Consider the following 23,995-nt stretch of genomic DNA (forward strand, 5'->3'; position numbering starts at 1 on the left):
CCTCCGCCTTCGTCACTGCCCGGCCGCCGGGTGGGCTCCGTCCGGGCGCGGACAGCCGCGCCCGGAACGGCCGGGTGATGGAAAAGATCAGGATTCCTCGATGGGGAACCTCGCTCATCATGGCACCGGCGATCTTCACCCGCCGATCCCCGGATCGTGTCGGCGGTCGGCGCGTTCGGTGCCTGAGGCAACACGTTCGGCCAATTCCCGGGTGCCGGTAAGAAATGCGATTGCGCCTCCGACGCCGCGGTTCGGGTCGGCCGCCGAGGTGATGTCGCCCGTATCGGTCATCGGCAGTTCCGCCCGCTCCGAGGGCATTGTGGAGGGATCGGCGTCACGGCAATCGTCGGGCGACCCCGCCGGTCCTGTCTCTGATTCGACAATTGCCTCGGGTTCCGGCTGACGTGTCGGAAATCCGCCCCTCGGCGCGTCTCCTGCGATTTCTGTCGACATTTCGCGTGGAATCGGTCCGCCGAATGTCAGGGCGTGATTGACCGGCACCATTTCGCCGCGGTGGTGGGGATCCCGGCCGGGGAAGGCCACCGCCTCGCCGGCCTCGGCGCGGGGGATGGCGGACGGGTCGGCGCGGTGGACCCGCCGGCAGGTGGCAGCCACCCGATCGGTGGACGGGACCCGCCGGTGTGGCCGGAATTGATGACGAGCGGTCGATAACCGGTGCGGCGGCGTATCGCGAGAAGTCCTTGCCTCCTACGGTGACGTCCGGCACGCGGACGGGAGGAGTCGGGACCCACCCGAGGGCGCCGTCCGGGCGGACAGGGAGAGTTGTCTCGATGCGAGTTTGGAGTCGCGCGGTCGCGGTGCTCGCCGCCGGCGCGGTCGTGGTGGCGGGGGTGCCGGCGCTCGCCGCCACCGTCACCGTGGCGGATGCCGGCGCCACCGGGCGCACCGGCGTACGGGCCACCGGAAGCAGCGCCGCGCTGGACGCCGCGCGTACGGTCGCCACCAGGGCGCTGACGACGCCGGGGGACACCCGGCTCGTGCCGACCGTGCCCCGCACCGACACCCCGCGGATCACCGACGGCGGGATCACCGACATCGAGGTGATCGGCAACCGCGTCTTCGTCGCGGGCACCTTCACGTCGATCACGAACGTCGGCGGCACGGCGGTCGCGCAGCGGTCGCTGGCGGCGTACAACCTGGACACCGGGAAGGTGGACACCGGCTTCCGGCCCACCATCGACGGCGCGGTGGCGGCCGTCGAGGCCGCGCCGGACGGGTCGTCGCTCTACATCACGGGCTCGTTCAACACGATCAACGGGGTCACCAAGCGCAAGATCGCCCGGCTCAACCCGACCACCGGCGCGCCGGTCGCCGCGTTCACCGCGAACGCGAGCGCCCGGGGCACCGCGCTGGCCGTCAGCCCCACCGCGGTCTACGTCGGCGGCCAGTTCACCACCGTCAACGGCGTCGCCCGCAGCGGCCTGGCCGCGCTCAACCCCACCACCGGAGCCGTCGACACCGCCTTCAACCTGCCGGTCACCGGCGGCATCGGCGTCGGCGGCCTGCTCACCGTGCAGCAGCTCAAGCTCACCCACGACCGGAGCAAGCTGCTGGTGGTGCACACCGGCCGGCAGATCGCCGGCCAGGACCGCTACGGGGTGGCGCTGATCGGCACCGCCAGCAAGGCGCTGCTGCCGTGGCGCACCCGGCTCTGGGAGGACAACCTCTCCTTCGTCGGCGGCGTCCAGCGCGTCTTCGCCGGTGACATCGCGCCGGACGACTCGTACTTCGTGGTCACCAGCGGCTCCGGCGGCGACCGGCCGCCGATCAACGACACCGCGATCGCGTACCCGCTGACCGGGAACGACCACGTCGAGCCGCTCTGGATCTCCCGGCACTTCGACAGCATCTACTCGGTCGCCATCACCGCCACCGCCGTCTACGTCGGCGGCCACTTCAGCTGGCAGGAGTCGCCCACCTCGAACGTGCCGTGGCCCGGCCAGGACAACGTCGGCTACGGCACCGGCCAGGGACTGAGCGGCTACGGCCTCGGCGACCAGGTGGTCCGCCGCGACCACCTCGGCGCGCTCGACCCGGTCACCGGCACCGCGCTGGAGTGGAACCCCGGCTCCGACTCGTACGAGGGGGAGAAGGCGATGCTGGCCACCTCGCGCGGCCTGCTCGTCGGCGGCGACGGCAACGTCAAGGGCGGCAAGACGACCGGCCGGGTGGCCTTCTTCGACCTGTCCACCGCGCCCGCGCCGTCGTCGCTGGACACCACTGTCACCACGCCGATCGAGGGCGCGGTGAAGCCGGCCGGTGAGACCTTCGACCTCGGCGGGCAGGGGCTCGCCCCGGCCGGCGTGGCCCGGGTCCAGGTCGAGGTCATGAACCGCAACACCGGCCGTTACCTGCAGGCCGACCTGACGACGTGGGGCGACTTCAAGGGCATCAACGCGACGCTCGCCGCGCCGAACGCCACCTCCACGACCTGGACCCTGCCGGTGTCCCTGCCGGCCGGCGTCTACCAGATCCAGGCGAAGACGTTCGGCCGCGACGGCGCCGGCGACACCACCAAGGCGGTCAAGAAGATCGAGACGTTCCGCTTCGACGACCTGCCGCCGGCGACCCGGATCACCGCGCCGGCCGCCGGGCTGCTGGCCACGAAGACCTTCGTGGCCACCGGCACCGCCACCGACGACAAGGGCGTCAGCTCGATGGTCTACTCGTTCCGCACCCCGGACAACCGCTACCTGCAGGACGACGGCAGCGTCGCGGCGGTCTACCACACCTTCCGGGGCGAGCCGGACGTGATCGGCGCGACGTCCACCACCTGGCAGTACGAGGTGACGCTGCCGACCGAGGGGCAGTGGAAGATGAGCGCCACCGCGGTCGACACGGCCGGGCAGAGCGACCTGCGCAGCGACGACCGGGACTGGACGATCTCGGCGACCGGCGTCCCACCGACCGTGGCGATCACCGCGCCGGTGGCGATGACCCCGCCGACCGCCGCCGCGCCGCTGACCGTCGCGCCGGGCGCGCGGATCACGTTCGCCGGCACGGCCCGCGACGAGGACGCCCTGAAGTCGGTCGAGATCTACCTGCGCAACAACACCACCCGCGAGGCGCTCGCGGCGGACGGCACCTGGGGGAGCGACTCGGTGGCCGCGTACCACCGGATCTCCCCGCTCAACCTGGACGCCGCGACGTTCGACTGGTCGTTCACCACCGTGCCGCTCACCCCGGGCGTCTACGACTTCCGGGTCCGGGCCACCGACCGGCTCGACCTGACCACCGCCACCGGCGACCTGGGCCGGCTCACCGTCACCGCCCAGGTGCCCGGTGACGCCTTCCCGAACGGCCTGCTCAGCTTCACCGGCACCGACCAGGACGTCGACCGGCTGCACCTGGACCTGGCCGGCACGGCGACCGACGACAAGGGCGTCCGGGCCGTCCGGGTGGCGCTGCGTGACCTGGACACCGGTCGCTACGTGCAGCCGAACGGCACGATGGCCGCCGCGTTCGCCACCGTCGACGCGACGCTCGCCAACCCGGACGCCACGAGCACCGCGTTCACGCTCTCGATCGACCTGCCCACGAAGGGCACGTACAGCGTCGAGGCGTGGGCCGTGGACACGGCCGGCCAGCAGGACGGGTCGACCGCCGGCGCCACCGCGAAGTACCTGGTCTACCCCGGTGACCTCGACCCGACGCTGGAGCCGGCCATCACGCCGGTCGAGGGCGAGGCCTACACCGGCGGCCGGATCGTGGTCTCCGGACGCGCCGTCGACGACGTCGGGATGCAGCGGGTGGAGGTGCAGATCACCAACAGCGCCGGGCAGGGGATGAACGCGGCCGGCACGTTCGGCCGGGCCGGCACGTGGATCGCCACGTTCCTCACCAGCCCCGGCTCACCGGGTTCGAACTTCGCGTACACGTCACCGGTGGTCCCGGCCGGCACCTACTCGGTGACCATCCGCGGCATGGACAACCACGGGCAGTACCAGCAGCCGCCCCGTACCGTCTCGGTGACGGTCACCGGCTGAGCCGCCCGGCCCGCGGGCCGGTCCGCGTCGGTTCCTCCGACGCCGGGCCGGCCCGTGGTCGTCAGGGGCGGATCAGCCGCATCCCGCCGGTCGTCGGGCGGTCCATGGTGGCCAGCGCGGCGGGCGCCCCGGCCAGCTCGACGGTGCCGGTGACCAACTCGCCCGGGCGCAGCACCCCGGCGGTGACCAGGCGCAACAGCTCGGGGTAGGCGTGCGCCGGCATCCCGTGGCTGCCGCGCAGCTCCAACTCGTACGCGATCACCAGCTCCATCGGCAGGGCCGGCCGGCCCCGCGCGGCGGGCAGCAGGCCCACCTGCACGTGCCGGCCGCGCCGGCGCAGGCCCTCGATGGAGGCGACGCAGGTGGCGTGGCTGCCCAGCGCGTCGAGCGAGAGGTGGGCGCCGCCGCCGGTCGCCTCCCGCACGGCGGCGGCCACCTCGGCGGGGCCGCCGAGCGTGCTGCCGTCCAGGCAGATCGCGGCCCCGCTGCGCCGGGCCAGTTCCAGCGCGGCGGGTGCCACGTCCACCGCCACCACCCGGGCGCCGCTCGCCGCCGCGACCATCACGGCGGACAGGCCCACCCCGCCGCAGCCGTGCACGGCGACCCACTCCCCGGCGGCCACCCGGCCCTGGGCGACCACCGCCCGGAACGCGGTGGCGAACCGGCAGCCGAGCGCGGCGGCGGTCGCGTCGTCCACCGCGTCCGGCAGCCGGACCAGGTTGACGTCGGCGTGCCGCACGGCGACGTACTCGGCGAACGAGCCCCAGCCGGTGAAGCCGGGTTGGGTCTGTCGCTCGCAGACCTGCTGGTCACCGGCGAGGCAGGAGGGGCACCGCCCGCAGGCGCAGACGAACGGCGCGGTGACCCGGTCGCCGGGGCGCCACCCGCGTACGTCGGCGCCGACCGCCGCGACGACGCCGGCGAACTCGTGCCCGGGCACGTGCGGGAGCCGGATGTCCGGGTCGTGCCCCTGCCAGCCGTGCCAGTCGCTGCGACACAGCCCGGTCGCGCCGACCCGCAGGACCACCCCGTCCGGCGCCGGCGTCGGGTCGGCCACCTGTCGTACCTCGGGCCACGCACCGAACTCGTCGAACACCACCGCTCGCATTCCCGCATCCTGACATGCCGTCCGGCGGCGTTGACAAGGGCAAGGAGCAGGGCGCAAGTTGCGGGAAAGCGGCAGAAATAGATTGATGCCGGCAAATCTTGACGTGTGTTCGTCCGGTAGCGCACGGTAAGGAAAGTGGTCGGTAGTGCAGGAGGCGGTCATGCGGTTGAATCCGTTCGCGGGAGCGTATCTCACCGATCCGGCCGGTGTCTGGGCCCGACTGCTGGACGACGGCGGCGGGGTGCACCACGACGAGGAACTCGGGTTGTGGCTGATCACCCGGCACGCCGACGTGCGGCGCGCGCTCGCCGACGCGCGGTCGTTCGGCAACGCCCTCACCCTCGCGCCGGTCTACGACGTCTGCCCGGAGGCGCTGGCGCTGGTCGTCCAGATCGACGCGCCGCCCACCACCGCCGCGGCCGACCCGCCGGTGCACCCGCGGACCCGCCGGGCGTTGCGCGTCACGTTCGCCAACACCCCGGAACGCGTCGAGCAGCGCTACGGCCGGATCGTCCGCCGCCGGGTGGACGAGCTGGTGTCGCGGCTGGCCGCCCGGGCCGGTGCCGAGGTCGACCTCGTCACCGAGTTCACCGCCGAGCTGCCGTTGCTGGTCCTGCTGGACATCCTCGGGGTGCCGGCGCGGGACGTGCCGCGGATCCGGGCCTGGGCGGACGGGCAGATCGCCCTGATCTGGGGCCGACCGGACCCGGCCGAGCAGGTGCGGCTGGCCGGTGGGCTGCTGGAGTTCTGGCGCTACTGCCAGGATCTCGTGCGGCGCCGGCTCGACGGGGGCGGCGACGACTACGTCAGCGAACTGCTGGCCTACCGGCACGGCGACGACGAGGTCCTGACCACCGCCGAGGTGTCCAGCATCGTGTTCAACCTGCTGGTCGCCGGCCACGAGACGACCGCCGGGCTGCTCGCCCACGCGCTCGAGCGGGCGCTGTCCGAACCGGACCGGTGGCGGTCGTTCGCCGAGCACCCGGAGCGGGTGCCGGCGTTCCTCACCGAGACGCTGCGCTTCGCACCCGCGATCGACGGTTGGCTGCGGGTGACCAACCGGCCGGTCACGCTGGGCGGGGTCACCATCCCTGCCGGGGCGCGGTGCCTGCTGCTGATCGGCGCCGCCAACCGGGACCCGGCCGCGTTCCGCCACCCGGACCGCTTCGACCCGGACCGGCCGGACGCGCACGATCATCTCTCCTTCGGCCACGGGCCGCACTTCTGCATCGGCGCGGCACTGGCCCGGCTGGAGGCGGGCACCGCGCTCGCCCGTCTCGCCGCCGCCCTGCCGGACCTGCGCCCGGCGCGCGGCGACCGCCGCGTCTTCCGGCCCAACCTGGCGTTCCGCGCCCACCGGTCGTTGCCGGTGACCGTCGCCGCGGCGGTCCCGTCCGGCCAGCGACCGGCGGCGTGACCCGGGCCGATGGGGGTGTCGAGCGGTCGACGCGGGCAACCACGCAGCGCGATCACGTCTTCACACCCGCGCGCCGGTGGGTTAAGAATGACCCCCTGCGAACGCCCGGTAATCACCCGCCCTCGATCTGCTGCCGATGCCGGTCCGGCGTCGCGAAGGTGAGCACATGGATCGCACGCCCGCGTCGAACGCCGCTCCCTCCGCCGCCAGCCAACAGTTCCGTGCCGAGCTGCGCCGCTGGCGGACCGGGCGCGGTCTGACCCAGCGGGCGCTGGCCGAGCGGGTGCGGTTCAGCCGGGAGACGGTCGCCGCGGTCGAGTCCGGCCGGCGGTTCGGCAGCCAGGAGTTCGCCGTGCGCTGCGACGAGGTGCTCGCCACCGGCGGCCGGTTGTGCGAGCTGTGGCCGCAGGTCGCGGCGGAGCAGTTGGCGGCGGACGGCCGGCGGGGGCCCCGGTTCGGCGAGCCGGCCCGGCCGGACCCGGCCGGCGTGCCGGGCGCGCGGCGCGACCCGCGCGATCCGCAGGCCGTGGTGGCGGCGATCGACGAGCTGCGGGAACTGATCGGTCAGGTGCTCGCGCAGCCCGAGCCCGACGGACCGACCCCGCCGGTGGTGGACCGGCGCTGACCGGGCTCGGCCCCCGGCGCCGGGACGGTCACCGGCGTCGCCAACTCTGGGTACAGATGCTGGTACGGCCTGTTTGTACCACGGTCGGGTCTGGCCTCGACGCACGGCTTCCGGCGCAATGAGACGTGCAATCCGCAAATGCAGATTGAACTTTGCCGATCAAGGCGGGGAGTCAGCAGTGGCGTCGAGCACGAGGTCCCACGCGGCCCGACCCTACCCGACCCGCCGTCGCCGGTGGCGCATCGGCGGCCGGATGCGTCTCATCGTGGCGGCCCCGCTCGTCGCCGTGATGGGCTTCGCCGGGCTGGCGCTGACCGAGAGCGTCCGGCAGACCTCCCGCGCCAGCGACCTCGGCCAACTCGCCCAGCTCGGCGCCGAGGCGGGCGGCCTGGCACACCGCCTCCAGCACGAACGGATCGTCGCCGCCGACCTGTTGACCCGGGGCGCCGCCGCCCAGCAGGACGCCTTCGCCGACGCCACCACCGCGACCGACGCGGCGGTCGCCGGATACCGCCGGCAACGTGCCCGGGTGCCCTCCGGCGCCGCCGCCGAACGGGCCGTCCTGCCGCGGATCGACGCCGCGCTGGCCGGCCTCGCCCCGCTGCGCGCCCAGGTACGCACCGCCGAGCGCGCCTCCGTGTCGGCGATGACCTTCAGCTACCGCATCGTCATCGCGGACCTGCTCGGCCTGCGGGAGAGCGTCACCCTCGGCGTGGTCGAGCCGCGGATCGCCGACGGCATCCGGGCCTCCGCCGCACTGTCCAAGGTGGCCGAGGCGGTCGGCCAGCAACAGGTGGCCGTGCTGCGCGCCGTCACCGCCGGCCAGGTGACACCCGCGTTGCAGCAGGACATCACCGCCGCCCGGACCGGCTTCACCGAGGCGACGCTGTCCTTCCTGGCGCTCGCCCGACCGGCCTGGCAGGGCTGGTGGGAGCAGGCCGGCAGCGGGGAGAACGCGCTGCGGCTGCAACGCCTCCTCGACCAGGTCGCCCGCACGGCCGCGGGTGACCGCCTCGAGCTGGACCTGGGCACCTGGCTCACCGCCACCCAGCAGTGGGCGGTCCGCCTGGCGGAGCTGCGCCTGCGGGTCGACGGCGCGGTGCTCGACGACATCCGCACCGCCCACGCCGAGCAACGCCGGCGCACCGTCGTGGAGGCGGCGGCCGCCGTGCTGGCCCTGCTGCTGACCGCGCTGGTCACCTGGGCGGTGGCACGCCAGATCACCCGGCGGCTGCGCCGGCTGCGGGACGCGGCGAACGCGGTCGCCTTCGAACGGCTGCCCCAGGTGGTGGCCCGATTGCAGGAGCCGGACAGCGCGTCGGTGGACCCGGCCGAGCTGGCCCGCCGGCAGGCCGTCGACACGTTGGAGGTCTCCGGCGACGACGAGATCGGCGAGGTCGGCCAGGCGTTCAGCGCGGTGCACCGCGCCGCCGTGCGGACCGCGGCGGAGCAGGCGGTGATGCGGGCCAACACCGCGGAGATCTTCATCCACCTCAGCCGGCGGGAGCAGCGCCTGGTCGACGCCGTGCTGGCCCAGGTCGACAAGGTCGAGCGGGACGAGACCGACCCGGACCGGCTGCACCAGCTCTATGCGCTGGACAATCTCGCCACCCGGATGGGCCGGATCAACGCCAGCCTGCTGGTGCTGGGCGGGGTCGGCGTGGGGCGGGTCCGCCACCACGACGTGCCGCTGCCGCAGGTGCTCCAGGCCGCGCAGAGCCAGATCGAGCACTACCCCCGCATCCGGATCGGGCTGGTGGACGGCGACGTCGCGGTGGCCGCCGAGTCGGTCGACGAGGTGGTGCACCTGCTCGCCGAGCTGATGGAGAACGCCACCGGCTACTCGCCGCCGGCGACCGAGGCCTGGGTGACCGGTCGCAGCCTCGGCGACCGGGTGATCGTCCAGGTCAGCGACGAGGGCGTCGGGTTGCCCCCGCACCGGCGGCAGCAGCTCAACGACCTGCTCGCCCAGCCGCCCGCCATCGACGTCGCCACCGTCCGGGCGATGGGTCTGGTCGTGGTGGGCCAGCTCGCCAAGCGGCTGGGCGCCGCCGTCCAGCTCCGCTCCGGACCGCGTCGCGGCACCATCGCCGAGGTGGCGCTCCCGGCCGCGTTGACCCGGCCGCTGCCACCCGAGGAGTTCCTGCTCACCCCGGAGCGGCCGTCCCGTCGGGCGGCCCGCACCACCGTCACGTCCCCGACCGGGCGGGCCACCGTCGTGCCCGCCGGGGCCCGGCCCGCCCCGCAGCCGTGGGCCGGCGGCCCGGTCGCCGACCGGGCGCTCCCGGTCGCCCCGGTCTTCCAGCCGGCGAGCCCCGGCCCGGGCGACGCCCCCACCGAGGAGTTGGTCATCTTCCACCAGGTCAACCACTGGTTCCAGGCGGATCGGCCGGACGGTGACGGCTCGTCGTGGGCCGGGCCCGCCGACGACGCCTGGCGCACGGCGGCACGCTCCGACGAGCACCGGGTCGCCGGCACCACCACGTCCGGGCTGCCCCGCCGGCAGCCGCAGGAGCACCTGGTACCCGGTGGCGTCCCGGCGCCCCGGCAGGCCACGGAGCACCGCGACCCGGCCCGGGTCGCCACCGCGATGGCCGCCTACGCCCGCGGTGTCGCCGGCCGCCGGGCCAACCTGATCACCCACTGACCCGACAAGGGAGCGCACGTGACCGACCACCAGGATCTCGGCTGGCTGCTGGACGCCTTCGCCGAGCGTGCCAACGAGGTCACCCACGCCATCGCCATCTCCAGCGACGGTCTGATGGTGGCCGCCACCCGCGGCCTCCCGCCGGACCGGGCCGACCAGTTGGCGGCGACCGGCAGCGGGCTGGTCAGTCTGCTGCGCGGCGCGGCGGCCTTCTTCGACGCCGGCGCGGTGATCTCCAACGTCACCCAGCTGGAGGGCGGCTTCATGTTCTCCATGGCCTTCAACGACGGCGCCTCCCTGCTCGTACTCGCCGATCCGCGGTGTGACGTCGGCAAGGTCTCCTACGAGATGACCGAGCTGGCGAACCGCATCGGCGACGCGCTCACCCCCGCGGCCCGGGCGGCCCTGAGCCGCAGCCGCTGACCGCCGGCAGCACGCCGGATCCGCACCCCTGACACAGGAGAAACACCATGACCCTGACCCTGCCCCGGCGCAGCCGTGCCCGCACCGCGGCGCTGCTCGCCCTCGTCCTGCTCGCGGCGTCCGCCTGCGCCGACGACGGTCCCGCCGCCGGCTCCGGTGGCACCGTCAAGATCGGTCTGCTCGCGTCGCTCTCCGGCACGTACCAGTCGGTGGGCAAGGACATCCGCGACGGCTTCCAGCTCTATCTGTCCGGCCACGACGGCAAGCTCGGTGGTCGCACGGTCGAGCTGGTCGTCGCCGACGAGGGCAACGGCGCGGCGACCGCCGTGCCGGCCGCCACCAAGCTGCTCAAGCAGGACCGCGTGGTGGCGCTCACCGGCGTCGTCGGCGGTGGCTCGGTGGCCGCGGTGTACCCGCTGCTCAACGAGACGAAGGTGCCGTTCGTCGGCTCCAACGGGCGGCCGGAGCTCAAGGACGTGTCCCGGGTCTGGCACACCTCCTACCTCTCCGACGAGCCCGGCGAGGCGATCGCGGCGCACGTGCGCGACGACGTCAAGGGCAGCGTCTACGCCATCGGGCCGGACTACCAGGGCGGCTGGGACGAACTGCGCGGCTTCACCGAGGCGTTCGCCGCCGCCGGCGGCAAGCTGGCCAACCCGGACGGCAAGACCACGTTCACGCCGTTCCCGGCGACCACCAACTTCACCCCGTACTTCGCCCGGATCAAGGCCTCCGGCGCGGACGCGGTCTACACCTTCTACGCCGGTGGCGCGGCTGTCGACTTCGTCAAGCAGTACGCCCAGTCCGAGATCAAGGACGTGCCGCTCTACGCCGCCGGCTTCCTGACCGAGGGCGGGGTGCTCGACGCGCAGGGCGACGCCGCCCGCGACATCTACTCGGTGCTCAACTACTCGCCCGACCTCGACAACGCGGAGAACCGCGAGTTCGTGGCCGCCTGGAAGGCCGAGCACGACGGCTCGCCGACCACCTACGCGATGGCCTCCTACGACGCCGCGGCGGTGCTGGACCGGGCGATCGCGGCGGCCGGCGACGACGCGACCCCGGAGAAGATCAACGCGGCGATCGGCCAGCTCGGTCAGATCGCCAGCCCGCGCGGCACCTGGCAGTTCTCGCCGACCACGCACGCGCCGGTGCAGAAGTGGTACCTGCGTCAGGTCCGCCAGGACGGACGGGCGCTGTCCAACACCGTGGTCGGCGACCTCGCCACCGTGGGGGGCTGACGGGCGTGCCGGTCGACCCCTACGTCGTGCCGGCCCTGGACGGGGTCGCCTACGGGCTGCTGGTGTTCGTCGCCGCGGCCGGGCTGGTGCTCTGCTTCGGCGTGGCCGGCATCCTCAACCTCGCCCACGGCACGCTCTTCGCCGTCGGCGGCTACACCGCGGCGGCGCTGCTGGACGGAAGTTGGCCCAGCCTGGCGCTGGCGTTGGCGGTCGGCGTGGCCGCCGCCACCGCCGCCGGCGCGCTGGTCGCGGTGCTGCTCACCCGGGTCGCGGCGGCCGGCCACCTCACCCAGGCGCTGCTCACCTTCGGCGTCGCGCTGGCCGGCGGCAGCCTGCTCGTGGCCGCGTTCGGCCCGGACGACCCACCGGTACGGGTGCCGGCCGCGCTGGACGGCTCGGTGGCGGTCGCCGGGCACCGCTACGCCGCGTACCGTCTGGTCTTCATCGTGGTGGCCGCGGTGCTCGCCGGCCTGCTGCACCTGGTGGTCCGCCGGACCCGGGCCGGCATGCTGGTGCGGGCGGCGGTCGACGACGCGGAGATGGTCGCGACGCTCGGGGTGAGCCCGGCCGCGGTCCGGGTCGGCGTGCTGGCCGCGGCCGGCGCGCTGGCCGGCGCGGCGGGCGTGCTCGGCGCGCCGATCATCGGCCCCGGGCCGGACACCGCCGACGCGGTGCTGCTGCTCTCGCTGGTCGTGGTGGTGCTCGGCGGGCTCGGCTCGACGACCGGCACACTGCTCGCCGCGCTGGCCGTCGGCCAGATCCAGACGCTCGGCGTCGCGCTCGCCCCGTCGGCGGCCCCCTTCCTGCTCTTCGCGGCCATGGCGGTGGTGCTCGCGGTCCGGGCGCGCGGCCTGGCCACGACACGGACTGCGACGTGAGGGGCCGGGCCGTGCGGGCGCTGCGGATGGCGGTCGGCGCGGGGGTGCTGGTGGGGCTGGTCGCTGCGCCCTGGGCGGTGGACGACTACACCGTGTCGCTGCTGGCCCGCACGCTGGCGCTGGGCCTGGTCGCCGTCGGCGTCGCGCTGCTGACCGGCGTCGCCGGGCTGCCCACGCTCGGCCAGACCGCGCCCTACGCGGCCGGCGCGTACGCCGGCGCGCTGGCCGGTGGCCAGCTCTCCGACGTCGGGCCGGTGCAACTGCTCGTCGCGGCGGCGGCCGGGGCGGCGCTGGCGGCGGTGACGCTGCCGCTGGTGCTGCCCGCCCGCGGCGTGGTGCTCCTGATGATCACGCTGGCGATCGGCGAGCTGGCGGTGGTCCTCGCCGGCCGGTGGACCGCGGTGACCGGCGGCACCGACGGGCTCGCCGGCATCGCGGCGACCCGACCGCTGTGGGGGCTGCCGGTGCTGGCCACCGACCGGTCCCGCTACCTCTACACGCTCGTGGTCGTCGCGGTGCTCACCGGCCTGGTGCTGCTGGTGCTGCGGACCCGCGCCGGGCTGCTGCTGCGCGCCGGCCGCGACGACGAGGCGCGGCTGCGGGCCAGCGGGCACCGCGTGCCGGCGCAGGTGGCGGGCGTCCACGTCGGAGCGGGCGCGATCGCCGGCGCGGCCGGCTCGCTGCTGGTCACCGCCCAGCAGTACGTCTCGCCCGCCGACTTCGGATTCGACACCTCCGCGCTGCTGCTGCTCGGCGTGGTCGTCGGGGGCACCGCCTCGGTCGGCGGCGCGCTGATCGGGGCCGTGCTCGTCGTCGCCGCCCGGGACTGGCTCTTCGGCGCGCTGCCCGGGCAGGCGCCGCTGGTGCTCGGGTTGGCGTTCGTCGTGGCCGCGCACCTGCTGCCCACCGCCCGGTCCGCCCGGCCGGCGACCCGGCGCGGTCGGGCGTCCGCCCCGGCCGCGCACCCCGCGCGCCGGCCCGCCGCCATGACCGGGGTACGCCCATGACGCCGTTGCTGACCGCCGAGGCGATCACCGTGCGGTACGGGTCGCTGACCGCGCTCGACGCGGTCGACCTCCAGGTCCCGCTCGGCCAGCGGCACGCGCTGATCGGGCCGAACGGCGCGGGCAAGACCACGCTGCTCGACGTGGTGGCCGGCGCCGCCCGGCCGGTGGACGGCCGGATCCGGCTGGCCGGGCGGGACGTCACCCGGCTCGGCCCGGCCGCCCGGGCCCGGCGCGGCGTCGGCCGCATCCACCAGCGGCCCGCCGTCTGGGACTCGCTGACCGCCCGGGAGAACGTGCTGGTCGCCGCGCTGCCCCGGGCCGAGCGGGCGGGGCGGTGGTATCCGTCGGCCCGGCGGCGCGCGGCCGGGCGCACCGCCGACACGCTGCTGGACCGGGTTGGCCTCACCGACCTCGCCGCCGTCCCGGCCGGGCAGTTCGCCCACGGGCAGCGCCGGCAGCTGGAGATCGCCGTGGCGCTGGCCGGCCAGCCGCGGCTGCTGCTGCTCGACGAGCCGGCCGCCGGGCTCTCCGCGGTGGAGGTCGGCTGGCTGGCGGAGTTCCTGCGCGGGCTGCCGCGTGCGGTCGCGGTGCTGCTGGTGGAGCACCGGCTGGATCTGGTCTACGCGCTCTGCGACACGGTGACCGTGCTGCGCGACGGTCGGACGCTCGCCACCGGGTCGCCCGCCGAGATCCGTGCGTCGGTCCCGGTCCGTCAGGCGTACGCGGAGGGGGTGACGTGATGCTGCGCATCGAAGCGCTCTGCGCCGGTTACGCCGGCGGCACCGTCCTGCACGAGGTGACTCTCGACGTGCCACCCGGCGCGGTGCAGGCGGTGGTGGGCCGTAACGGCGCCGGCAAGAGCACACTCGTGCACTGCGTGGCCGGCCTCGTCCGGCCGCACGCCGGGCGGATCGAGATCAGCGGGGTGCCGGTCGCCGGCCGGCAGCCGCACCGGATCGCCCGCGCCGGGGTGGGGCTGGTCCCGCAGGGCCGGCGGGTCTTCTCCCGGCTGACCGTCGCCGAGCACCTGGTGCTGGCGGCGGCGCCGTGGCGGGCGGCGACCCAGGGTGGGGAGGGCTGGACCGTCGCCCGGGTGCTGGAGCTGCTGCCCCGTCTCGGGGCGCGGCTGCGGCATCGCGGCGACCAGCTCTCCGGCGGGGAGCAGCAGATGTTGGCGATCGCCCGGGCGTTGCTCGGTCAGCCCCGGGTGCTGCTGCTCGACGAGCCGTGCGAGGGGCTCGCGCCCGACCTGGCCGTCCGGATCCGTGAGCTGGTCGGGTCGCTGGCCCGGGCCGGCACGACCGTGCTCCTGGTCGAGCAGCAGATCCGGCACGCGGTCGAGGTCGCCGACCGGATCGCGGTGCTGGAGTACGGCCGGGTGGTCTACGACCGACCGGCCGGCGAGGCCCGGGCCGACCCGGGCGCGGTGGCGGCGCTGCTCAGCGTCGCCGCGGTCGGGGAGCCGCCGGCCTCCCGGCCCGGGCCCGGGCTGACCCACGCGCCGGGCCCACGAACCGACCGACCGCGACAGGAATGAGGAGCGATGCCGTCCGACGCCCCCGAGACCGACTACGCCTTCGACACCGGCGCCGCCGACGCGGTGCCCCAACTGCACGCGCTCGAAGCCTTCCTGGACCCGATCACCACCGGCCGGATCGCCGGGCCGCTGCTCGCCCCGGACGCCGCCCGGTGCTGGGAGGTCGGCGCCGGCGGCGGCTCGGTCGCCCGGGCCATGGCCGCCGCGGTCGGACCGGCCGGCCGGGTGGTCGCCACCGACCTCGACGTGACGCACCTGCGGCCGGCGGCCAACCTCGACGTGCGCCGGCACGACGTGCGCCGCGAGCCGCCGCCGGGGGACACGTTCGACCTGATCCACGCCCGGCTGGTGCTGCTGCACCTGCCGGAGCGGCGCCGGGTCCTGCGCACCCTGGCCGGCGCGCTGGCCCCGGGCGGGTGGCTGGTGGTCGAGGAGTTCGACTGCACCGCGCCGCTGCGGGTGCTGACCGCGCCGAGCGACGACGCGGCGAAACTCTTCGCCCAGGTGACGGACGCCATGCTGGGCATCCTGCAGAGCCACGGCGCGGACCTCGCCTGGGCGCAGGACGTGCACGCCGAGCAGGCCGCGGCGGGCCTGGTCGACATCGACACGGTCACGCACGCGCAGAGCTGGCCGGGCGGCTCGCTCGGCATCTCGCTCTACGGCACGAACTCCCGGCAGCTGGAACCGGAGTTGCTGGACGCCGGGCTGTCAGCGGGCCAGCTGGAGGCGTTCCGCCGGCTGCTGCGGGATCCCGCGTTCGCGGCCATGTCGTACCAGTTCGTGTCGACCCGGGGCCGCCGTCGAGGTCCGGGACGGCGGTGACGCCGGTGGATCAGCGCAGCGGGCCGTCCCCCGGGCCGGACGGATCGTCGACCACGTGCACGGCGGCCTCCTCGGCGCTGGCCGCCCCACCGTCGATGCCGACGTCCCAGGCGACCGAGTCGGCCTGCTCGTCCTCCCCGAACCCCTGGTCGTCGGCGACCAGGCGGCCGCTGCGGGTCTCCCGCTCGTAGCCCCGGCGGGTCAGCTCGTCCTCGTCGCCGTCGGCCTCCTCGGCGTACGGGTCGACGTCCGGCTCCTCCTGGGCGAGCAGGTGCGCCAGTGAGTCACCGGCCCGCTCCTCGGCCGCCGTGGTGCCGAACCGGTTCGCCGCCGTCCAGTGGTCGGCGGCGGCGATCCCGGTGTCGAGCGGATCCCCGACGGAGTCGTCGAGCGTGTCGGAGGCGTCCAGGACGCCGTCGTCCTCGGCCACGTTCCACTCGTCGGCGGTCTGCTCGGTGTCGCTCATGGGTCGTCCTCCCTGGGGTCTCCTGCTCCGCCATCCCACCCGAGAAACCCCGTCGAGGGAAGAGGCGGGTGACCTGGGTAATGCCGGCGGACGGCGGGGAGTGCTTGGATGGACGTCATGCCCAACCCCGCGATCCTCACCGTCGACGACGACCCGGCCGTCTCCCGGGCGGTCGCCCGGGACATCCGGCGCCGCTACGGCGACCGCTACCGGGTGGTGCGGGCCGACTCCGCCGAGGCGGCCCTGGAGGCGCTGCGCGAGCTGAAGCTGCGCGGCGAGCAGGTGGCGGTGCTGATTGCCGACTACCGGATGCCGCAGATGAACGGCATCGAGTTCCTCGAGGCGGCGATGGACCTGTTCCCCGCCGCGCGCCGGGTCCTGCTCACCGCCTACGCCGACACCGACGCCGCGATCAACGCGATCAACGTGGTCGACCTCGACCACTACCTGCTCAAGCCGTGGCACCCGCCGGAGGAGAAGCTCTACCCGGTGCTGGACCAGCTGCTGGAGGCGTGGACGGCCGGCGGGACCACCGGCACGCCCGAGCTGCGGGTGGTGGGGCACCGCTGGTCGGCGCCGTCGTTCACGGCGCGCGACTTCCTGGCCCGCAACCTGGTGCCGTTCCGCTGGGTGCTCGCCGACGAGCCGGAGGGCGCCGAGCTGCTGCGCGCGGCGGGCGTGACCGCGAACGACGTACCCCTGGTGGTGACCGCGGACGGCAAGTCGCTGGTGCAGCCGTCGCCGTCCGACCTGGCCGCGCAGGTCGGCCTGGCCACCACGCCGGCCGCCGACTTCTACGATCTGGTGGTGGTGGGCGCCGGCCCGGCAGGGCTCGGCGCGGCCGTCTACGGCGCCTCGGAGGGGCTGCGGACGGTGCTGATCGAGCGCCGGGCCACCGGCGGGCAGGCCGGGCAGAGCAGCCGGATCGAGAACTACCTCGGCTTCCCGGACGGCGTCTCCGGCGCGCAGCTCACCGACCGGGCCCGCCGGCAGGCGCTGCGTTTCGGCGCGGAGCTGCTCAGCGCCCGCGAGGTGGTGTCGCTGGAGGACGCCGGCGGCGCGCGGCTGCTGCGGTTCAGCGACGGCAGCAGCGTCGCCGCGCACACCGTGGTGCTGGCCACCGGCGTCTCCTACCGGATGCTGCCCGCGCCGGGGCTGGCCGAGCTGACCGGCCGCGGCTGCTTCTACGGCTCGGTGGCGAGCGAGGCGCCGAGCTGCTCCGGGGAGGACGTCTACATCGTCGGCGGGGCCAACTCCGCCGGCCAGGCCGCGGTGCACTTCTCCCGGTACGCCCGCCGGGTGCACCTGCTGATCCGCGGCGACGACCTGACCCGGTCGATGTCGAGTTACCTGATCGACCAGATCGCCCGGATCGACGCCATCGAGGTCCACCCGTGCACCGAGGTGGTCGGCGGCGCCGGGGGGGAGCACCTGGAACGGGTGACCCTGCGGGACATGCGCACCGGCGCGACGCGCGAGGTCGACACCTCGTGGCTGTTCGTGTTCATCGGCGCGGAGCCGCACACCGACTGGCTCGACGGCGCGGTCGTCCGGGACCGGCGGGGCTTCGTGCTGACCGGGCCGGACCTGACCCGCGGCGGCCACCGGCCGGCCGGCTGGTCCCTGCCCCGCGATCCCTACCACCTGGAGTCCAGCATGCCGGGCGTGTTCGCGGCCGGCGACGTGCGGGCCGACTCGGTGAAGCGGGTGGCCTCGGCCGTCGGCGAGGGCGCGATGGCGGTCTCGCTGGTGCACCGTTACCTGGAGGCGCAATGACCGACCGGCTGACCCCGGACGAGCTGCGGCAGCTCTTCCTCTTCGAGTCGCTCACCCCGGAGCAGCTCGCCCACCTGGCCGAGCACGGCCGGGTGGAGCGGCGGCGGGCCGGCGAGGCGGTCTACGTCGAGGGCGAGCCGGCGAGCTGCTTCTTCGTGCTGCTGGACGGCACGGTGGCGATGCACCAGCGGGTCCAGGGCGACGAGGTGGAGGTCAGTCGAACCAGCCAGCGCGGCGTCTACGGCGGCGCCATGCAGGCGTACATCGGGGAACCGGCCGAGCAGCGTTACCGCAACAGCCTGCGCGCGGTCACCGACGCCGCGGTGTTCGCCCTGCCCGCGGAGATCATCGCGGCGGCCATGCGCGGCTGGTTCCCGATGGCCACCCACCTGTTGGAGGGCCTGTTCATCGGGATGCGCAACACGCAGACGATCGTCGGTGAGCGGGAACGACTGCTGGCTCTGGGCGCGCTCTCGGCGGGGCTCACCCACGAGCTGAACAATCCGGCGGCGGCCGCCGTCCGGGCCACCTCGGCGCTGCGCGGGCGGGTGGCGAAGATGCGGCACAAGCTCGCCATGATCGCCGACGGCCGGCTCGACGGGCGGCGGCTGCACGACCTCGTCGCGTTGCAGGAGGAGGCGGTGAAGCGGGCCGCCGCCGCCACCGCGCTGTCGCCGCTGGCGGCCAGCGACGCCGAGGACGAGCTGGGCGACTGGTTGGAGGAGCACGGGGTACGGGGGGCCTGGGAGTTGGCGCCGACACTCGTCGCCGGCGGCATCGACAGCGGCTGGCTCGCCCAGGTCGACGCCGCGGTCGGCGGTGACGACCTGGAGTCGGCGGTGCACTGGATCACCTACACCATCGACACCGAACTGCTGATGGGTGAGATCGACGACGCGGTCACCCGGGTCTCCGGGCTGGTCGGCGCCGCCAAGCAGTACTCCCAACTGGACCGGGCGCCCTACCAGACGGTGGACGTGCACGAGCTGCTCGACGCCACGCTCGTCATGCTCCAGGCGAAGATCCCGGCCGGCGTCCGGGTGGTGAAGGAGTACGACCGCGGCCTGCCGGCCGTCCCGGCGTACGCGGCCGAGCTCAACCAGGTCTGGACCAACCTGATCGACAACGCGCTCGCCGCGATGGCCGGCGACGGCACGCTGACGGTCCGGACCGGGTGCACCGACGACCGCCTGACCGTCGAGATCCGCGACACCGGTCCGGGCATCGCGCCGGAGGTGCGCCCGCGCATCTTCGAGCCGTTCTTCACCACCAAGGCGGTGGGCGAGGGCACCGGTCTCGGGCTGGACATCTCGTACCGGATCGTGGTCAACAAGCACCACGGCGACATCCGGGTGCAGTCCGCGCCCGGCGACACCCGGTTCGTGGTGCTGCTGCCGCTCACGCCGGCCTGACCCGGCGGGCGCCGTCGGCGTCAGAACAGCGTGGCCGGGCCGACCGGAGTCGGCTCGGGCAGCGGCGCCAACTCGGGGAGGCGGGCGCGGACCTGGTCGTGGAACCGGCGGGCCAGGTCGGGGGCGTCCGCGTTGTCCGGCGTGTGCACGAACACGGTCGGCGAGCGCCCCTCGCGCAGCCAGCCGGTGACCACGTCCAGCCACGGCTGCCAGCCCTCGACCGTCGCGGCCGGGTCGTCGCGGCCGAGGTAGCGCACCACCGGCCGGTCGGTCAGCGCCTCGGCGCGTCTCGGTAGGCGCGGCTTGCGCGTCCACGCCTCCCGTTCGGCGTCGCTGGTCGGCGGCGTGCGGAAGAACGCGGTGGTGTCGAACGGGATCCACTCCGCGCCGGCCCGGCCGAGGGTCTGCGTCAACGTGCGGGCCGCGCCGGCGTCGGTGAAGAACGCCGGGTGGCGGACCTCGACGGCGTAGCGGTGGTCGGTGGGCAGGGTGCGGAGGAACCGGTCGAGGTCGGGCACGTCACCCGGGCCGAACGAGCCGGGCAACTGCACCCAGAGGGTGTCCGCCCGGGGCCCGAGCGGTTCCATCGCGTGCAGGAACGCCCGCAGCTCCGCCTCGCCGCCGGTGAGCCGGCGCTCGTGCGTGACCACCTTGGGCAGCTTCGCCAGGAACCGGAAGTCCGGGTCGGTCTGCTCCGCCCAGGACGCCACCGTCTCCCGGGCCGGCGTCGCGTAGAACGTGGTGTTCCCCTCGACCGCGTCGCACCAGCCGGCGTACGCCCGCAGCCGTTCGTGCGCCGGCAGGACCTGCCCCGGCCAGGATCGGTGCGTCCACATGGCACACCCGACGTGCAGCCGCATCCGATCCCCTCCCGCCCGCGCCCACGCTATCCGACCCCGTTCCCGTCGCCGCCCATGGGCCTGCTCGCCGCCCGACGGGGGTCGCCCGCGTTCACAGCGCGGCGAGCGCCTCGGCGATGTTCCGCTCGGCGAGGTCGAGCATCCACCGCCGGTCCGGGAAGTCGCCCTCGGCGATCCGCAGCGGACCCTCGATCAGCGCGAGCACCTGCGCGTACCGGTAGAACTCCAGCCGGTCGGCGTCGAGCGCGACCGGACGCAGCGCCGGGTAGGCCGCGCCGAAGCGCAGCCGCAGCCAGGCGTGCTCCCACTCGACGTCGAACCAGGTCAGACCCTCGATGTCGATCATCACCGGTGCGCCGTCGGCCGTGACCAGCACGTGGTCCGGGCCGAGTTCGCCGTGCACCAGCGCGTACGCCTGCCGTGGCGGCACCCGGTCGCGCAGCCCGCGCAGGTGGGCGGCGATCCGGTCCCGCGCGGCGGCCGGTCGGGGATCGCGGGCCGCCGCGCCGGCGAGGTGCCCGAGCGCGCGGTCCAGGACCACGTCCTCGGCGGGCCGGGCCGGTGACGTGGCCCGGGCCGCGTCCGTGAGCCGGCCCCAGCGCGGGCCGGACGTGGTGTGCATCCGCCGGAGCGCGTCCCCGAGCCGGGCCAGGGGTTCGGCCGCCCGGTCGCGGTGGCGGGTCAGCAACGCCTCCAGCGTCACTCCGCCGACGTCCTCCACCAGCGCGACGTCGGCGTCGAGCCGGTGGCCGGCGGGATCGCGGGCGATCAGGTGCGGCACGCGTACGCCGGCGGCGGTGAGCGCGGCGTGGTTGACGGCGAACAGCTCGGCGCCGGACGCCTCGGTGAACGGGTCGTCCGGGACGGCCTCCGCCGCGGGCCAGTAGTTCTCGCGCGGCGACCAGACGTACAGGACCACTGTCGACCCGTCGTCGAGCCCGATCCGGTAGACGCCCTTGCGGGTGCCACCGGCGAGCCGGTGCAGCGCGGTGACCCGCCGGTCCGTGCCGAGTCGGTCGCGCACCAGGTCACGGACGTCGTCCGGACGCAGGAACGTACGTGTCACGGCCGTTCCACCCGGACCGGGTCGCCACGGACCAGCTCGTCGTGGATCCGCCACCGGGCCGCCGTGCCGGCGCGCCGGGCCGCCTCGTCGTCCGCGTCGACCCGCCGGCGCAGCAGGTCGACGGCGATCCGGCGGTTGAGGTGGAGCTGCCGTTCGGTGTCCACCACCACCACGTGGCCGGACGGGCGGTGGGTCGCCCGGACGGCGGTGCTGGCCTTGTTCCGGTGCTGGCCGCCGGGCCCACCGGTGCGACACGGCGTGAACTCGACGTCCGTCTCGTGGAACGGGGTGACCGGCACGTCGGCCCGGTGCGGCCGGGCGGTGACGTACCAGTTCTTCCGCCCGTGGCCGGGTCGGTAGGGGCTCGGCGCCCGCCAGCAGAGCGTGCCGGTCCAGTCGGCGGCGCACGCCTCCGCGCCGGATCCGGTGATGCGGAGCAGCACCGAGCGCCAGGTGCCCGGGCGGTCACCGGGCACGGTGTCGACCCGGGTCGTGTCCAGCCGGCGCCGGGCGGCGTCCGCCTCCAGGCGGGTCAGCAGCCGGGCCAGCGCCCAGGCGCACTCCTGCGGGCCGCGCCCGGCGGACAGCAGCAGGTCGGTCATCGCCGCCCCCGGCGGCGGGCCGGTGCGACGTCCGGCGTCTTGTAGGTGACCAGGGGCACCGTGGTGGTGACCGGGGTGGCGAGGTCGTGCGCCACCAGGTCGCCGATCACCTGCTCGATGCGCTTGTAGGCGGTGGGCGCCTCCTCGAACAGCAGGTGGCGGTCGCCGCACACCACCACCGACCCGACCGGGGTGCGGCGCAGCTCCTCGACGGTGTGCTTGGCCTTGCCCCGGCGCAGCGCGTCGGCGCGGGACATCTTCCGACCGGCGCCGTGCGCCACCGAGTGGTTGGCCGCCGGGCCGGCGTGTGCGGCCACCAGGTGGGACGGGGTGCCCCGGGTGCCGGCGACGAGCACGTCCCGGCCGTCGCCCGGGGCCGCGCCCTTGCGGTGCAGGTAGTGCCCGTCGCGGACCTCCACCAGGTTGTGGCACTGGTCGACGACCGGCTCGGTGGGCTCGGCGCCGAGCGCGTGGGCGACCCGGGCGGCCAGCAGCCGCCGGTTGAGCGAGCCCCAGCGCACCGCGTCGTCGTGCCGGGCCAGGTAGGCCGCCGGGTCGGGCGCGGGCCCGGCGCCGTGCGCCGCGGTGTGCTCGCGCAGGATCCGCTCGCCCAGCCCGCGCGAGCCGGAGTGCACCACCAGCACCAGGTCGCCGGCGACCAGCCCGAGCCGCTCGGCGTGCTCCGGCGCCTCGATCGCGCCGACGCGGGCCAGCTCGACGAAGTGGTTGCCCCGCCCGACCGTACCGAGGCCGTCGAGGTGGCCGGCCGGCACGTCGCCGGTCAGCACCGACCAGGCCGGGTCGTCGGCGTCCCGATCCGGGTGCAGGGCGCGGTCCAGGTCGGGGAAGCGGGCCGCGAGCCGTTCCGGCACGGCCCGGCGCAGCGCGATGGGGAACACCGCGATCCCGCAGCCGATGTCGGAGCCGACGAGGAACGGGTAGAGCACTGTCGACGCCATGGCGGCGCCGATCGGCGCGCCCTTGCCGGGGTGCAGGTCCGGCATGGCGGCGACGTGCGCCATGCCGTCGAGGGCGGCGACCTGGTGGCACTGGTCGAGCGCGGCGGACTCGATCCAGCTGCCGGGGGAGGAGAAGACGGAGACGGAGGCAGGCACGGACGCTCGTTTCTTTTCCAGGGGTGCGGGAATCGGCGGGGTGCGGTCCGTCAGAACGTCATGACCGACACCCTCCCGGACCGCGCCACGCCCGGCAACCGACTTTCCGTCGACACGGGGTCGCCGGCTCCATAGACTCCGGTCGTTCTGGTACCACGAGTCCAGGGAGGACCCACGTGTCGAGCGAAACCCGACCGCACGTCGCCTTACCACTGCTGGCCCGTCTCGCCGGGGTGACGGTGGCCGCCGCCGCGCTGGTCGCCGGCTCGGCCGTCGCCGCGACCGCGGCGCCGGCCGCCGAACCCGCGCCGACCAAGGGACCGTGCGCGTACACGCCGACGCCGGACGAGCCGGCGGCCCGGCCGGTGCCGCTGCCGCCGGACCCGCGCCGCACGCCGGACCGGGGTACGGTACGGGTCACGCTGCGCACCAACCAGGGGCCGATCGGGCTGACCCTGGACCGCGAGCAGGCGCCGTGCACGGTGCAGAGCTTCCTGCACCTGACCCGGCACCGGTTCTACGACCGGACGCCGTGTCACCGGCTCACCGCGTACCCGACGCTGACGGTGCTGCAGTGCGGCGACCCGTCCGGCACCGGCGAGGGTGGCCCGGGCTACCGCTACCGCGACGAGCTGCCCACCGACCTGCCGCCCGCGCCGACCGACCCGACCGGCGTGCGCCGCCTCTACGCCCGCGGCACGCTGGCCATGGCGAATGCCGGGCCGGACACCAACGGCAGCCAGTTCTTCCTGGTCCAGCGCGACTCGGCGCTGCGTCCCAACTACACCGTCTTCGGCCGGGTGGACGCGGCCGGGCTGGCCACTCTGGACCGGATCGCGGCCGGCGGCATCGCCGCCACGCCGGAGGACCCGGCGCCGGTCGACGGCGCGCCGGCCCAGCCGGTGCAGATCTGCCGGGCCAAGCAGGGCCGCTGACCCGACCGCTCGGCGGGACGGCGCACCCGGCCGTCCCGCCGAGCCGGT

21 protein-coding genes are annotated in these 23,995 nt (G+C 75.0%); 14 read left to right on the plus strand and 7 right to left on the minus strand.

All coding sequences use genetic code 11. The features are described 5' to 3' along the window. Positions 1 to 135: 135 nt before the first annotated feature. Complete coding sequence (locus GA0070213_RS31260; RefSeq protein ID WP_139128742.1) at positions 136 to 615, minus strand: hypothetical protein; 480 nt, start codon at positions 613 to 615, stop codon at positions 136 to 138. 176 nt (positions 616 to 791) lie between these two features. Here GA0070213_RS31260 and GA0070213_RS28555 point away from each other — a divergent pair, with 176 nt between their 5' ends. Next, positions 792 to 4,007 carry a phage tail protein gene (locus tag GA0070213_RS28555; protein ID WP_091071434.1) on the plus strand — a complete coding sequence of 1,072 codons (3,216 nt, stop codon included), beginning with the start codon at positions 792 to 794 and terminating at the stop codon, positions 4,005 to 4,007. 61 nt (positions 4,008 to 4,068) lie between these two features. Here the strand turns inward: GA0070213_RS28555 and GA0070213_RS28560 are convergent, their stop codons facing one another. Then, positions 4,069 to 5,115, minus strand: coding sequence for a zinc-dependent alcohol dehydrogenase family protein (locus GA0070213_RS28560; protein ID WP_091071436.1), 1,047 nt, complete (start codon positions 5,113 to 5,115; stop codon positions 4,069 to 4,071). Positions 5,116 to 5,275: 160 nt separating this feature from the next. Here GA0070213_RS28560 and GA0070213_RS28565 point away from each other — a divergent pair, with 160 nt between their 5' ends. The 10 genes from GA0070213_RS28565 (at position 5,276) to GA0070213_RS28610 (ending at position 15,715) form a co-directional block, all read left to right on the plus strand. Further along, positions 5,276 to 6,532, plus strand: coding sequence for a cytochrome P450 (locus GA0070213_RS28565; RefSeq protein WP_139128743.1), 1,257 nt, complete (start codon positions 5,276 to 5,278; stop codon positions 6,530 to 6,532). 166 nt (positions 6,533 to 6,698) lie between these two features. After that, positions 6,699 to 7,157: a helix-turn-helix transcriptional regulator gene (locus GA0070213_RS31760; protein ID WP_175441543.1), complete on the plus strand. Its 459-nt coding sequence runs from the start codon at positions 6,699 to 6,701 to the stop codon at positions 7,155 to 7,157. Positions 7,158 to 7,410: 253 nt separating this feature from the next. After that, the gene (locus GA0070213_RS28575) at positions 7,411 to 9,804 is read left to right on the plus strand and encodes a sensor histidine kinase (RefSeq protein ID WP_175441544.1); all 2,394 of its coding nucleotides are present in this window, start codon (positions 7,411 to 7,413) and stop codon (positions 9,802 to 9,804) included. A gap of 18 nt (positions 9,805 to 9,822) precedes the next feature. Continuing rightward, positions 9,823 to 10,227: a roadblock/LC7 domain-containing protein gene (locus tag GA0070213_RS28580; protein WP_091071442.1), complete on the plus strand. Its 405-nt coding sequence runs from the start codon at positions 9,823 to 9,825 to the stop codon at positions 10,225 to 10,227. A 47-nt stretch (positions 10,228 to 10,274) separates the two neighbouring features. Beyond that, positions 10,275 to 11,468: an ABC transporter substrate-binding protein gene (locus GA0070213_RS28585; RefSeq protein WP_091071444.1), complete on the plus strand. Its 1,194-nt coding sequence runs from the start codon at positions 10,275 to 10,277 to the stop codon at positions 11,466 to 11,468. A gap of 5 nt (positions 11,469 to 11,473) precedes the next feature. Then, positions 11,474 to 12,346 carry a branched-chain amino acid ABC transporter permease gene (locus GA0070213_RS28590; RefSeq protein ID WP_245716597.1) on the plus strand — a complete coding sequence of 291 codons (873 nt, stop codon included), beginning with the start codon at positions 11,474 to 11,476 and terminating at the stop codon, positions 12,344 to 12,346. Then, positions 12,343 to 13,353, plus strand: a complete 1,011-nt coding sequence (locus GA0070213_RS28595) for a branched-chain amino acid ABC transporter permease (RefSeq protein ID WP_139128744.1) — start codon at positions 12,343 to 12,345, stop codon at positions 13,351 to 13,353. The genes GA0070213_RS28590 and GA0070213_RS28595 overlap by 4 nt, the downstream gene beginning before the upstream one ends. Beyond that, positions 13,350 to 14,093, plus strand: a complete 744-nt coding sequence (locus GA0070213_RS28600) for an ABC transporter ATP-binding protein (protein WP_091071448.1) — start codon at positions 13,350 to 13,352, stop codon at positions 14,091 to 14,093. The genes GA0070213_RS28595 and GA0070213_RS28600 overlap by 4 nt, the downstream gene beginning before the upstream one ends. Further along, positions 14,093 to 14,890: an ABC transporter ATP-binding protein gene (locus GA0070213_RS28605; protein WP_091071451.1), complete on the plus strand. Its 798-nt coding sequence runs from the start codon at positions 14,093 to 14,095 to the stop codon at positions 14,888 to 14,890. Before GA0070213_RS28600 ends, GA0070213_RS28605 begins: the two co-directional genes overlap by 1 nt. 6 nt (positions 14,891 to 14,896) lie before the next feature. Beyond that, positions 14,897 to 15,715 (plus strand): class I SAM-dependent methyltransferase, encoded by an 819-nt coding sequence (locus GA0070213_RS28610; protein WP_091071454.1) that lies wholly within the window; start codon positions 14,897 to 14,899, stop codon positions 15,713 to 15,715. Between the two features lie 10 nt (positions 15,716 to 15,725). On the opposite strand, the gene GA0070213_RS28615 is transcribed toward GA0070213_RS28610, so the two are convergent. Next, positions 15,726 to 16,181 (minus strand): DUF5709 domain-containing protein, encoded by a 456-nt coding sequence (locus GA0070213_RS28615; protein WP_091071456.1) that lies wholly within the window; start codon positions 16,179 to 16,181, stop codon positions 15,726 to 15,728. Positions 16,182 to 16,289: 108 nt separating this feature from the next. Here GA0070213_RS28615 and GA0070213_RS28620 point away from each other — a divergent pair, with 108 nt between their 5' ends. Beyond that, positions 16,290 to 17,957: an NAD(P)/FAD-dependent oxidoreductase gene (locus GA0070213_RS28620; RefSeq protein WP_245716598.1), complete on the plus strand. Its 1,668-nt coding sequence runs from the start codon at positions 16,290 to 16,292 to the stop codon at positions 17,955 to 17,957. Continuing rightward, positions 17,954 to 19,369: an ATP-binding protein gene (locus GA0070213_RS28625; RefSeq protein ID WP_091071458.1), complete on the plus strand. Its 1,416-nt coding sequence runs from the start codon at positions 17,954 to 17,956 to the stop codon at positions 19,367 to 19,369. Before GA0070213_RS28620 ends, GA0070213_RS28625 begins: the two co-directional genes overlap by 4 nt. 20 nt (positions 19,370 to 19,389) lie before the next feature. Here GA0070213_RS28625 and GA0070213_RS28630 read toward each other — a convergent pair whose 3' ends face one another. The 4 genes from GA0070213_RS28630 to GA0070213_RS28645 form a co-directional block, all read right to left on the minus strand. Beyond that, a complete protein-coding gene (locus GA0070213_RS28630; RefSeq protein ID WP_217628673.1) occupies positions 19,390 to 20,205 on the minus strand; it encodes a DUF72 domain-containing protein in 816 nt (271 codons plus the stop codon). Positions 20,206 to 20,320: 115 nt separating this feature from the next. After that, positions 20,321 to 21,295, minus strand: a complete 975-nt coding sequence (locus GA0070213_RS28635; protein ID WP_091071463.1) for a phosphotransferase family protein — start codon at positions 21,293 to 21,295, stop codon at positions 20,321 to 20,323. After that, positions 21,292 to 21,897, minus strand: coding sequence for a peptide chain release factor H (prfH, locus tag GA0070213_RS28640; RefSeq protein WP_091071466.1), 606 nt, complete (start codon positions 21,895 to 21,897; stop codon positions 21,292 to 21,294). The genes GA0070213_RS28635 and prfH overlap by 4 nt, the downstream gene beginning before the upstream one ends. After that, positions 21,894 to 23,045: an RNA ligase RtcB family protein gene (locus tag GA0070213_RS28645; RefSeq protein WP_091071552.1), complete on the minus strand. Its 1,152-nt coding sequence runs from the start codon at positions 23,043 to 23,045 to the stop codon at positions 21,894 to 21,896. Before GA0070213_RS28645 ends, prfH begins: the two co-directional genes overlap by 4 nt. 143 nt (positions 23,046 to 23,188) lie before the next feature. Between GA0070213_RS28645 and GA0070213_RS28650 the strand changes: the two genes are divergently transcribed. Beyond that, entirely contained in the window at positions 23,189 to 23,947 is a 759-nt protein-coding gene (locus GA0070213_RS28650; RefSeq protein ID WP_091071554.1) for a peptidylprolyl isomerase, read from the plus strand. Positions 23,948 to 23,995: the final 48 nt, after the last annotated feature.

It is taken from the genome of Micromonospora humi (genome assembly GCF_900090105.1).
Lineage (GTDB): Bacteria > Actinomycetota > Actinomycetes > Mycobacteriales > Micromonosporaceae > Micromonospora > Micromonospora humi.

What these genes read in the sequence shown, in the direction of transcription:
- GA0070213_RS28630 (WP_217628673.1), bottom strand. Translation starts at nt 20,205, where the DNA reads ATGTGGACGCACCGATCCTGGCCGGGGCAGGTCCTGCCGGCGCACGAA.
- GA0070213_RS28555 (WP_091071434.1), top strand. Translation starts at nt 792, where the DNA reads ATGCGAGTTTGGAGTCGCGCGGTCGCGGTGCTCGCCGCCGGCGCGGTC.
- GA0070213_RS28560 (WP_091071436.1), bottom strand. Translation starts at nt 5,115, where the DNA reads ATGCGAGCGGTGGTGTTCGACGAGTTCGGTGCGTGGCCCGAGGTACGA.
- GA0070213_RS28625 (WP_091071458.1), top strand. Translation starts at nt 17,954, where the DNA reads ATGACCGACCGGCTGACCCCGGACGAGCTGCGGCAGCTCTTCCTCTTC.
- prfH (WP_091071466.1), bottom strand. Translation starts at nt 21,897, where the DNA reads ATGACCGACCTGCTGCTGTCCGCCGGGCGCGGCCCGCAGGAGTGCGCC.
- GA0070213_RS28585 (WP_091071444.1), top strand. Translation starts at nt 10,275, where the DNA reads ATGACCCTGACCCTGCCCCGGCGCAGCCGTGCCCGCACCGCGGCGCTG.
- GA0070213_RS28610 (WP_091071454.1), top strand. Translation starts at nt 14,897, where the DNA reads ATGCCGTCCGACGCCCCCGAGACCGACTACGCCTTCGACACCGGCGCC.
- GA0070213_RS28565 (WP_139128743.1), top strand. Translation starts at nt 5,276, where the DNA reads ATGCGGTTGAATCCGTTCGCGGGAGCGTATCTCACCGATCCGGCCGGT.
- GA0070213_RS28605 (WP_091071451.1), top strand. Translation starts at nt 14,093, where the DNA reads ATGCTGCGCATCGAAGCGCTCTGCGCCGGTTACGCCGGCGGCACCGTC.
- GA0070213_RS28615 (WP_091071456.1), bottom strand. Translation starts at nt 16,181, where the DNA reads ATGAGCGACACCGAGCAGACCGCCGACGAGTGGAACGTGGCCGAGGAC.
- GA0070213_RS28575 (WP_175441544.1), top strand. Translation starts at nt 7,411, where the DNA reads ATGCGTCTCATCGTGGCGGCCCCGCTCGTCGCCGTGATGGGCTTCGCC.
- GA0070213_RS31760 (WP_175441543.1), top strand. Translation starts at nt 6,699, where the DNA reads ATGGATCGCACGCCCGCGTCGAACGCCGCTCCCTCCGCCGCCAGCCAA.
- GA0070213_RS28600 (WP_091071448.1), top strand. Translation starts at nt 13,350, where the DNA reads ATGACGCCGTTGCTGACCGCCGAGGCGATCACCGTGCGGTACGGGTCG.
- GA0070213_RS28620 (WP_245716598.1), top strand. Translation starts at nt 16,290, where the DNA reads ATGGACGTCATGCCCAACCCCGCGATCCTCACCGTCGACGACGACCCG.